Source organism: Zhaonella formicivorans (assembly GCF_004353525.1).
GTDB classification, from domain to species: Bacteria; Bacillota; DUOV01; order DUOV01; family Zhaonellaceae; genus Zhaonella; species Zhaonella formicivorans.
The window spans coordinates 950,596-962,434 of record NZ_CP085524.1 but is presented as its reverse complement, the minus strand read 5'-3'; the positions used below and the strand labels follow the sequence as shown (position 1 = coordinate 962,434).

Annotated in this window: 7 protein-coding genes and 1 pseudogene; all 8 read right to left on the bottom strand. The window is 40.6% G+C overall.

Translation table 11 applies throughout. From position 1 onward, the window contains the following. Positions 1-18: 18 nt before the first annotated feature. A complete protein-coding gene (locus EYS13_RS04710; RefSeq protein ID WP_227766412.1) occupies positions 19-2,718 on the bottom strand; it encodes a UPF0182 family membrane protein in 2,700 nt (899 codons plus the stop codon). Between the two features lie 2 nt (positions 2,719-2,720). After that, entirely contained in the window at positions 2,721-4,166 is a 1,446-nt protein-coding gene (locus tag EYS13_RS04705; RefSeq protein WP_227766410.1) for a hypothetical protein, read from the bottom strand. A gap of 97 nt (positions 4,167-4,263) precedes the next feature. Beyond that, positions 4,264-5,091, bottom strand: coding sequence for a formate dehydrogenase subunit gamma (locus EYS13_RS04700; RefSeq protein WP_227766409.1), 828 nt, complete (start codon positions 5,089-5,091; stop codon positions 4,264-4,266). 502 nt (positions 5,092-5,593) lie between these two features. Further along, a pseudogene (locus tag EYS13_RS04695) lies at positions 5,594-6,875 on the bottom strand (IS110 family RNA-guided transposase). 124 nt (positions 6,876-6,999) lie between these two features. Then, entirely contained in the window at positions 7,000-8,199 is a 1,200-nt protein-coding gene (locus EYS13_RS04690) for a cytochrome c3 family protein (protein WP_227766406.1), read from the bottom strand. Positions 8,200-8,470: 271 nt separating this feature from the next. Next, entirely contained in the window at positions 8,471-8,650 is a 180-nt protein-coding gene (locus tag EYS13_RS04685) for a hypothetical protein (RefSeq protein WP_227766403.1), read from the bottom strand. A gap of 1,090 nt (positions 8,651-9,740) precedes the next feature. After that, positions 9,741-10,454 carry a formate dehydrogenase subunit gamma gene (locus EYS13_RS04680; RefSeq protein WP_227766401.1) on the bottom strand — a complete coding sequence of 238 codons (714 nt, stop codon included), beginning with the start codon at positions 10,452-10,454 and terminating at the stop codon, positions 9,741-9,743. Positions 10,455-10,475: 21 nt separating this feature from the next. Next, positions 10,476-11,621, bottom strand: coding sequence for a cytochrome c3 family protein (locus tag EYS13_RS04675; RefSeq protein ID WP_227766400.1), 1,146 nt, complete (start codon positions 11,619-11,621; stop codon positions 10,476-10,478). Between the last annotated feature and the right edge of the window lie 218 nt (positions 11,622-11,839).

Genomic DNA, 11,839 nt, shown 5'->3' with positions numbered 1-11,839 from the left:
TTACCTCCATTGTTATCCTTATTGTTTAGCTTGACTTAATTCTTGTAATTTTATCAAAGTTTCCTGCAGGTGCTGTAAAGCTATGCCGTAGCCTGCCCAATCCCCTGCTTTTTGCTTTTCTATAGCTTCTTGATAATACTTGTTGGCATCAGCAATCAATTCAGGAACAGTCTGTGCTGCAGCGTCAGTTTTTTGGGTAATAGGCGCATTGGCAAAAAGTTCTTTTAAAGCATCCTCAATTTTGGACGACATTACCACCCTCTCACCGTAAATGGCTATTACCCTGCGCAATTCTGGAATCTTGCTTTTTTCTGCTTGGAGGTAGAGAGGTTCAATATACAATATTGAATTTTCCATTGGTATGACCAGCAAATTGCCACGTAATACCTGGGAACCCCGCTGATCCCAGAGAGTCAATTGCTGAGAAATTTCCGAATCCTGATCAATTCGGGCTTCAATTTGCAGCGGGCCGTAAATATGTTTTTCTTTGGGAAATTTATACACAACCAGCTCGCCATAATGTTCTGCATCATTGCGCGCAGCCAACCAGGCAACCATTTTATTGATTTTTGCAGCAGTAAAAGGAAGCATAAGGATAAACTCTTCCTGCGACTCCCCGGGCAACTGCATTACCATATAATATGGGTCCATGGGTCTGGTTTCACCGGCAACTATCTCATCGGGAATGCTCCAAGCATCTTCCTTGTTATAAAACACCATGGGGTTTTCCATATGATAAGTAGTGTAAACGGAGCTTTGAATTTTAAACAGTGTCTCCGGGTACCGCAGATGACTTTTCAGATCCGGGGGCATTTGGGATAGCGGCTTAAACAACCCGGGAAAAATCTTATGGTAAGCCTGAATTATAGGATCCGTTTCATCCGCAAGATAGAACGTTACCCTACCATTATAAGCATCCGTTACAACTTTGACTGCATTACGAATATAGTTACCCCATCCTGCAGTAGGTTTGGCATATGGGTACATGTTGGTGGTTGTATATGCATCCTGTATCCAGTATAGCTTTTTACCGCTGATTACCAAGTAAGGATCGGGGTCATAACGCAAAAAAGGAGCAATTTTCTCAGCCCGCGCACTAATCTGTCTATGGAATAGAAGCCTGCTTTCTGTGGTTAAATCTCTAGTCAAGAGCAGCTTGTAATCTTTAAAGTAAAGAGCAAAATTCAAGCGATGCAGTAAGCTTTTGATTCGCACTCCACCACTGCCCGCATAATAGTTTTCAGCATTATTTTCACCCAAAGGGTAATCAAATTCTTTGGTTTTTGTTTTGACCAAGACATAATCGGTAGTTTTTTCCCCAAAGTATAGCTCCGGTCGCTCTACAGCAAAGGGTTTTTCGGCAGCCAACGGTATGTCTTTCAGGTAAAAAGTCGGCAACCCTTCTGGGGTCACTTCGCTTGCCGGGCTTACTACCGCTCCGTAACCGTGGGTGTAGCGTAAATGTTTGTTCACCCATGTTTGAGCCTGATCAAGCCTGCTCGAGTCTAATTCTCTAGCAGCAATAAGTACTTGCCTGGTTGTTCCGTCCAGCTGGTACCGGTCAACATCAACTTCCGGGAAAACATAATAGGGCCGCAAACTTTGCAATTGGTTATAAGTTTGTTCAATAGGCCTCCAATCCCAAAGTCGGACGTTGCTGATAGTTTTCGAGTGCAAAGCCAAATCGCCGGCTGTAAGGGTATTGTTGACCGGGAAATTTTCCGTTTTTACCTTGTCCAAACCATAAGCCTTTAAAGTATAGGAAATGTTGTTTTTAAGATATAATTGTTCTTTATTGAATTCATTAGGTTCTACTTGTAACTTTTGAACTAACAGAGGATAGGCAATTTGTAAGCCCAGCGACGCCAAAACGATACATAAGATACTGCCAAAGGCAAATTTAAAATTTTTCAGCCATAGACAGTAAATAAGAACTATAGCTGCCGCTATTGTAATTACCGTTAGGATGTTTAACCCAGGCAAACTGGCGTGTACATCTGTGAAGCTTGCGCCATAAGCCGCTCCTTTGGGGGAATATAGCAGCAGGTAACGTTCTAAATAAAAATGAGCTGCTTGCAAGAACAGGAGTGCCGCACCCAACATCGTTAAATGAGAATGAGCCTTGCTGAATTTGCGGAAATTTATTATTAACCCTGGCATAGTTAATGTGTACAACGCTACCGATAGAAAAAGAGCTGCAAAAAGCGCATTTAGAAGAGTATTTAACGACTTAAGAAGCAGCGGCAAACGGAAAACATAAAAACCCACGTCTTTGTTAAAAATCGGATCTGTAACGGCAAAATCTATTTTATTAATAAATTTCTGCCATAATTGCCAGTCAAAATCAGACGAAGCGGCAACAGTCAGGGCTAAAACCCCGGTAAAAGCCAGAAGAATTATTTTGGCTCCGGTTCCATTCAAGATTTTGTTGAGCAGGTAGTTTTTGAGGGACATACCTTGTTCGTGTTGGTAATCTTGCACAATCGATAAGAGGATATTTTGCCTTGCCTTGAAAACATTTAGGGCCAAAATCAGCCACAAAACTATAAACACAACCAGATTCAGTATGATGTTAGTAGTTATAATTTTTAACCATACACCGGCAAATCCTTCTGCCCTAAACCAGATCCAATCTACCCAAAAGCTATTTAGGAATGTTCCTAAAAACAACAAAAATATCAGGCTGCCCAGCAGCCATTTTCGCCAGTTTAAATGCATGGTTAGTCTCCCCCAAAAAGTCTAATACTAGCAGACCTTGCTAACCTGCTCTTTTTCCATAGTGCCACAGGGGATAAAAGAGCCTGTAAACATCCTATGATGAAAAACGATGTTATTAATCTGTAATTTAAATCACCCGTGGCCAAGGCACGAATGGCGCTGTGGAAAAAACTGCCGTATTTTCCCTTTTCTTCTTCCAATTGACCAACGGCAATTAAAAGCCTTCGAAACCATTTATATTTACCTAACATTAAGTTCAGCCTGAACAAAAACATCCCGAAACGGTTGTCGTGTGTAAAGCACTTTAGTTTGGCATGGTAATGCTCCTTGAAGTGTTGCTCGGATGCTCCGTGATAAAAAATTGTTTCTGCTACCAATTGGGACTCCAAAAAGGAAGCAAAATAGCCGTCTTTTAAAACACGCCCATAACCGGTAAGATCCCCTATTGCCACCCAACGTTCGCCATAAAACTTGGAGGAGGGACCGGTAAAAACTTGTGCAGGGCAAATGGTTTGACAGCGTAAATGCTTGGAAGCGGAAGGGAGCTCAATAAATTCCCGCACCGGTTCCGCATCGAACAACAGGTCAATATCAGCCGGATTCAACTTCTTGCCTAAGGAAGTTAATGTCAACCAATTATTTGCTTTGGGTATCAATGCCACAACTGCATCTGGTACAACATGGTCAATGATCAACATCTGGTCTGTAATCTTGTTTTTTAGCGCAGAACTGGTATCTATTTCTGTTACACCGGCTGGCATTAAAGGAGGAGGGACATAACCCGTTTGCTTTTGAAAATCAAGCATCATCGGCTTATTCAGGGACTTAAATCCGGTGGCCATTACTAAAATATCACCTTCCACCACTATAGGCCGGTGATTTTCATCTTTGCGGCTTAAAACTACCTTCCACAAACCAGTGTTTTGTTCGGGCTTAACAATCTTTGTTACAATGGTAGGCTCATAGATTTTCAGCTGTTTTGCCCACTTGGGATCTAATCCTTCTGCGATTCTGCTTTTAATTGAATCATCAAAACCTTGAATACCGAATTTACTAGTACGAAGTGTGGCAATGAGTTTTTTGCCGAGATCAACATTGACATGACCTTCGGTAGTAAGGTAAAGGCAAGTACTAATTTCTTTCAAAACCAATTTGGGTGGGATGGTAAGCGCATAATTGTTTTGCAATGTGTTTTGTGCTAGGTTAGTGATTAACCCTCCGCAGTAATTACATGTATTGCTATTAATCAAAAAGATTTGGATGGACACGTTTTCCTTAGCTGCAATAGTTAATAGTTCTCTGGCCAGGGAACTGCCAGATATTCCCCCACCCACAATGATTATTCTCTTGCCGTCGGGTAAAAGATTTTTTCGTGATTTTAGCCCTGGGCTTTTAGCCGGAACCCGTGGGGAATATTTTCGTTCAATGTGTGCGATAAAACTGGGCATGTTTGCCTCCTTTTTGCTTACTATTATACCTTAAAATTGAAGCCGGCTCTAGTTAATAATATAATGAGAGCCGGCTTCACCGGCTCTCATTATAAACCTATATTATGCCATGTAAAAATTTTGGAATAAAGGTGTAGAGTAAGAAAATAAACAGGCCCACATAGATCACTAACTCCGTCACAATCAAAAGCTTTGATTTGGCAAAGCCCTTTGGTTCTTCATGGGCTGCTGCAACTTCTCCCTGGCCAAACAACTTTTCATACTCCAGAGGATGCTCTTCTTTTAGATGATGCAAATCAATGGTGCCATCCAGCCAAACCCTGCTGGTGGGAAAAACTTTGGGGTTAAAATGAACCGCAAAGAAGTGGCCGACAAATAAAGCCAACATGGCTACAAAGGCTTCGTTGGTATGAGCTACCCGCGCTACTTGAAAGGCCCACCTGGGCATAAACACAAATTTTTGCGGATACCAGAGCATAAACCCCGTGAGCCCCATTAAAATCATGCCCCAGACCACAGCAAAATACTCAAACTTCTCCAGATAAGTGTAACGACCAAATCTAGGAGCTTTTTGCTCAAAGCCCGCCAAATACTTAATATGGTGGAAAGCATCGCTTATGTCTTTAAGACCGGGTAGCATTGCCCAGGAAGGGCGATTCTTGGCGAAACTATAAATAATCCAGACAATATGATATACGCCGGTCAAGAGCATAATGACTGCAAAAATCAGGTGGACCTTAAACATGATTTCAAAACCGCCGAATAAAGCTATGACTTGGGCAGCCCATCCTTCGTAACCATACTTGATTGGGAAACCGGTAACTATGAGCATAAGAACGCTGATGGCTAATAAACCGTGTTGGATGCGTTGCTGCAGATTAAACCTTTCTACCTTGCTAATGCCAACATTACTTCCTTTCACCATAAGCCCTCCCTCTATAATCTTTAATTTTCTTTGAAAATCTCGCTTAATCTTAGATTTTCATTTGTACAAAGTCAATCCTCTTGGACAATATGCCTATTTTTGTATATATCTGGATTAACAAGTGTATACCGACAGAATATGCGTCTTTTAAACGTATTTCGGCCATGTAATCCACTTGTTCTCCGGTGGCAAACCTCCCATGTCTCACAGGGTCTGTGCCCCTAAATTCCTTCGTACTGCCTGCCCATGAGGTGGATGTCAGCCTTGCTCCTTTGCTGGGTCAAATGCCCTTATGGATAAATTTCAACCTGACTATTCCGGCTCGCTTTGTCAATGAACGTAATCTTTAATTAAGCAAGGTTTTTTTACATTTCCAGCACCGCTTGATTGCTTGTTACATTGCAGGAGTTTGACTGTCAAGGGGCCGCGATAGCGGCGACGCAGTCTTTACCCTTGACTGGCAAACGGATGAAATGTAACATTGTCAGTTGCGGTGCGCTTTTTAGGCGGCTTCCTGTAATTCTTGCCTTCTTATATCACTCATCATTTTTTGTGGGTCATAAGCTACGCCTTTTCTCAGTAAGGTGTAAAATATCCTTATGAGCTTACAGCATAAGAGTACTAGCGACTGTTTCTTTTTGAGCGGGTTCTGTGGCCTTGTTGTGTAGTACTGGTGTAGTTCTTTAAATTCGTTGTTCTTAGCCACTATGGGCATAATCCCTTGAAATAACAACGATCTTAGCCTTTTTCGCCCTCGTTTGCTAATAGTTGTTTGGCCCTTATGCTTTCCTGAGCTATTTTCTTTCAGGCTTAGTCCCGCCAGCTTCTGTACCTGCTTTGGATGTTCAAACCTTGTAATATCCCCTACTTCAGCTATAAACCCTGCTGCTGCTATGAGGCCTACTCCCTTGATTTTTAGCATTTCTTCAATACCGGGAATCTGCATGGCTAATTCTTCTATTAGAGCCATTGTCCTTTCATATTGCCTCTGCAGCATTTCATATTCTTCTAGTAGTGTGGCAAGTTCATTTTGAGCTGCTCTTAATCCTTCTCGTACTCCTACTGATATCTTTGCTGCCTCAACTAGTTGGCTGGCTCGTCTAACTCCAACAGCTCTGCTGATTTCTTTTCTCCAGCTGGCAACTATGCCTTCGACGCCTTTTTCAAGTACTTTATCCGGTGTTGGAAACTCTTTTAGCGTTACTATTGCTGCTTTGCCTTCCCAATCCCCAAAGACTCTGTTGAACTCCGGGAAATATATGCTTATCCAGCGTTTAACTCTGTTTCGGATGCTGTTAAGCTGCTTCACTAATCTTAAGCGGGTTTCCATTGCATTTCGTAAATCGCTGTAAATTCCTTCGGGAATGTACGGTTCCATGTATCGACCGTCTTTTACCAGCATGGCAATGGTTTTGGGTCCTTTCGGTCATTTTTGGTCGGATTATTATCATCAATTCTTTGCGTCGCTTTACGTGAAACGGATTCACTAGTACTATTTTCAGCTGGTGATCCTTAAGATGCTGGGCAAAGGTAAACCAATAGTGTCCCGTAGGCTCCATCCCAACCATTACCTGCTGCTTCTGCTGTTGTTTTGCCACACTTTTTACCCACTCAGAAAATGTCTTGAAGCCGTTGTTGTCATTATTGAATTTTAGTAGCTTAGCTAGTTCTACGCCTCTGTAATCGAAAGCTCTGGCGTAATTTGTCTCGCTAGCTACATCTACACCAATGATTAAAGTCTTTTCTGTTATTTGCAAAATTCTTGAGTTCTGGTTATACTTCATATTGAGTACCTCCTCTGTTATTTAAGGGTCGCTAGTTAATCGACACCTCGACACCTCGTATGTTAACAGGAGGTACTTCTTTTTTCAAAGCTCATTTTAATTCATTACAGGAATGCTCCTTTTTTTACAAAGTCAGATCCTTGTCAGGAGAATCCAGACTAGGTTTAACCGGTCGGAACAATCCTCTTAGCAGCTTAAGCAGTTCCAACGTAGGGATAGTACCATTCATCAGGACATCGAATAAAATCAGCGCTAAAAAGATTTTCCATGTAATCCACAGTGGGAAAGCCCCTTCTTTATCCTCGGGGACTACATGCTCCTTACCTTTAACTAGGTTGGCTCCCGCAGCTGACATCCCCGGATGGCAGCTGTCACAGGTGTTAGCTAAATTAGCAGCCGAGATTTTGGACTCAGGGTTCGAAGCCGGCAAAATGGAATGGGTACCATGGCAATCGGTACAGGCAGCCGCTTTTTCGTAACCATGAGCTAAAGCAATACCATGAAAACTTCTTTTATAACTATCCAATACCTTACCTTGATGACAACTGGTGCAAGTGGCGTTTAGATTTGCTTTGGATAAACTAGCAGGATTTTCAGAGATCCTTTTGATGTCATGTGAACCATGACAATCTACGCAAGTTAAACCGTTAACTTTGCTATGAACGCTGCTATTCATTGCAGTTGCTTGATTTGCGTGACATTTCAGGCAACTTTGTGATACGGTGCTCTTTATTTCCTCTACTGATCCCAAAGCTTCATGTGGAATAACTTTAGTATTTTCATGACAGGTAACACATTGATTTCCGCCGTGAACCGAATCCTTAAATTCAGCCAAATTAACTGCTAAAGATATTTCCTGATTACCTACTTTCCCTTTAAAACCTTCTTTTCCGTGACATGCAAGGCAGGTATTATTGTCAGGGGCTTTAGCCTGAACTGGTTCCGCCGGAGTTGATTCAGCTGGAACTTCTCCAGTTGAGTCCGACTTAGCTGAAGCTTGTTCAGCAGGTTTCGTTTGCTTTGAACCTTGCTCAGCGTTGGCGGGTTTTGAAGTCGGCTTTGCTTGTTTTTGCTCGGGAGAAGGTGATTTATCCGGAGCTTTTTTTTCGGGCTCGGTTGGGTTTTCTTTTGCTGGTTCAGCACCCCCTCCTAGTTTTGGTGCGGCGGTTCCGTTGTGGCAGCTAGCGCAATCTGAGCCAAATTCTGGTTTAGCGTATGCTTCATCCAAGGATATATAAAGCAAAGCCGAAATTAAGACGATAGCAAGCAGACAAATTTTAAAAACAGAAGCTTTTAAGAAGGGTTTAGCGTTTAGTTTCAACAATTGCAACTCACTCCTTTTACTAATGCTAGCATCTCGACTGGGACTTCTCTCTAGACTTAAGCCTTGGGAATGAGTCTCTGGCGGAATACTTGCATTTCATTTGTTTATGAAAGAAGCTAGAAAAACAAGTAGTATAGGAAGGAACCTAAAAAGGAAACTCCACTAGCGGTAATCAGCATAAACGTGATTACAAACCACCAGGCTAAAAGCTTTGAAAAATAATTTCCCATAGTAATTGAAAACATTTTTTACCCTCCTTAAAATTACATTTTTACTCAACATTAGCTATTTCAGGGCCTTTTTTTGTTTCAGGTTCTAACTTAAACTCGATGTTAAGGATACCTTTGGTATTGATATGAATAAAACGTTTACAATGTCGGCATTTAACAATTATCGTATCACCTTCAATCTGAAAAATAATTTTTTTGCATTGGCACCGGAATTCTTCCATACCTACCCCCCTTTCCCCGAAAATTTGGATTCGTTTTCTTCCCACCACCCCTACTTAGCAAATTAAAAAGGCTAGTAAAAAATGAATTTTTACTAGCCTACTGAGCTTTAAAAGCTTCTGGACTTGTTTTAGGGCTATTAGCCGCTAACTTAGTCTTACTGTATTCAGTTGGAGTTCCCGCATACGATTATTTTTGTCAAGCTCGATTTCGTTCTTAAATTCAATATTTTCTATTCCTGAGGTTGTAATATAGATGTAACGTTTGCAATGCCTGCATTTAATAATAATTGTATCTCCTTCTAACTGGAATGTTATTTTTTTGCATTGACATCGAAAGTTTTGCATTGCTACCACCTCCTACTACGTTTAAAGTTTGCCACATTGGTAGCTGATAAAAATGCAATTCACAAGGAGCTGGACATAATACCAGCGAGACTCAGCCTCGTGATTAAAGAGTATAGTGTATGTGTTAACATTCACATAAATGTTATAAAATAATTTTTATTCGGGATTCTCAACATTTCTTTTATTTCATACAATCATATTCGGATATTAACTAAAAATTTCTTCTCAACTTAGAAGATATTTCACCAGTAGCACATTAACTTCTTTCTATTGGATGTAAAAAAGCCAGTTCCACAAGGGATCTGGCCATAATATCCATACAGCGAGACTCAGCCTTGTGGCTAGGGGTCTTTGGCATAGTGTTTGTATTAACTTTCACATAACTAAGATAATAAAATAAGAATTTTATTATCTTAGTAAAAGGTATTCGTTACTTAACAATAAATTCCTTCAGGATTAAAAATTATTTTTTATGTTACAGTATTTGCTTTTGCTGTATCTTATTCAACAGCATTAAAGAATTTCCTGCCAAGTTACTAACAAATTTTAGCAAAATTTAATAGCATACCTAGCTGGCAGCTTAAATCACCAGCCAGGTATGCTTTCTTACTTCATTTTAAACCTAATGGAATAAAAGCCTTCAAAAAAAGTACTAAAACGACAGCATAAAAGATCATTTCAGCAATGATAAGCCCCTTGCTTTTGCTAAATTTATTTTCTTTTTGCATCTTTAACCTCCTGTGTGTTAAGCCTTTACTTTAGGTTCTACCTTATTAATGAGTGCTTTTTGACCGGATTTTTCCGTAGTAAGCTCAGCAAGCTCCAAGGGGTGTTCATGTTCCATCATTTCCTTACTCATTTTCCCATGTAACCAAACAAAACTCATTGGGAAAAAGCTGGGGCTAAAATGTACATTGTAAAAATGCCAAATAAAGATTGCTAGAATAGCCAACATAGCTTCATCACTGTGGGCGATTCGGGCGCTGGCAATAAACCAGCGCGGAAAATAATCAGCCGCTATTCCCGGGAACCACATTAAAAGTCCTGAGCCCGCCATAATAACCATTCCCCAAAAGACGGCCCAATAATCAAATTTTTCTTTGTAAGAATAGCGACCGAATTTGGGCGCTTCTGGAGTGAGTCCAAGCATATATTGCATATTTTGCAATACATCCCGGAAATCCTTTATGCTGGGTAAAGCAGCTGTAGACATTTTCTTGGTTAGCATTGGGTATAAAATTAAATATAGAATATGATAGATGGCACTGGCAATCATTACTACTGCGCCAATTAGATGGGCGGTAAACATGTTGTCAAAACCACCGAAAATACTAACTACTACTTTCGCCCAATCTGTTTGGCTATACTTTATCGGTAAACCGGTAATTGTGAGTAAAATAAAACTGGAAAACATCATTATGTGTTGTATTCTTTGGTGGACATTAAAGCGTTCAAACATTCAGATCACCTCCTAGGTACATTACTTAGCATTTTTTAGCCTGCGGAAAAGTTCCAGCTCAATGTGAATTATCAAAAGTGTTATAGTGATAATGGTTAGCCAAGTAAAAGTTTTGTAAGTGAAATACATAGGGCGAGATTCTCCCTTAGGTTCAAGAGTAAAATGTTCGGGACCAGAACTCGCTAATTTCGCAGCTGAGCCCCCGTGACAGCTGGCACAATTTTGGCCGATAGCGTCTGGGGAAACTAGCGCTTCATGGGAGCCATGACAGCTTACACAGGAAGGAGCTTTAGTGCTTCCCAGAGCAACAGCTTTACCGTGGAAGCTTTCTTCATAGCTCTCTTTCACCTTGCCTGTATGGCAAGAAGTGCATAGTTCCACCGATTTTTTTATCAGCTCATTTTTACCCACTAAAGCATTTTCAATTAATTTAGCTTTAGTGATTGTGTGAACATCCCCGTGACAATCGGAGCAAGTAGGTCCGCCAGAACCCGCAATTTTACTATGTACGCTATTTGAGTATTTTTCACTTTGTTTTGCATGACATGTTTGGCAATTTTTAATTGTATCTATTTTAAAGTCTTTAATAGTAGCAAATTTTTGGTGTGGGATTTGTTGAAAATTGCTATGACAGCTTGTACAAGTCAGTTTTCCGTGAACAGAAGTATTAAAAATTTCTTTGTCCACAAATAAACTTAGTTTTTTCCCATCTATTTCAGTACTAAGTTTTTTATTGGCATGACAACTTAAACATGTTTTGTTATCCATTGGTTTTGCCTGAATGGATTGGACTGATTGATTTTCTGTTGAATTCGAACTGGCACCATTACCGGATTTTGAACTAGATATTGCCTTTGAATTTGATTTAACATCACCTGATTTGTCCGGATTTGATTCAGGCGAGGTCGGTTTTACCGGGGCCGATGTATTTTTCGAGGAGCTACTTTGATTAGTTGTAGTGTCTTCAGCAGGTTGTGCCTCTCCACTACCAAGTTTCGGCGCCGTGGTACCGTTATGACAGCTAGCGCATTCAGAGCCAAAATCTGGCTTGGCATAAACTTCGCTCGAGCCATAATATAGACTTATCAGCAATAGGAAAGTAAATAAAAAGGTAGTAAGACCTAAAACCCACAGGTAAGCCAAGGGTTTAGTTCTTGAGCTGGACAAGGTTAATTCACTCCTTCACTTTAGGTCGTAGGGTATAAGACCGAAAACAAAGCTTTTAATAATCGGTTTCAAAGAAGCCATACTCTTGGCCAAAAGAACAGCTTAATGAACAGTAACGCAAAGACCAAATTAGGTATTTTGTTCAACTTTATTGTTGCATTTGTGGAGTTGTTCAGAGCATAGTATGCAGATACAGGAGTTGAAATAAAGGTGTTAGT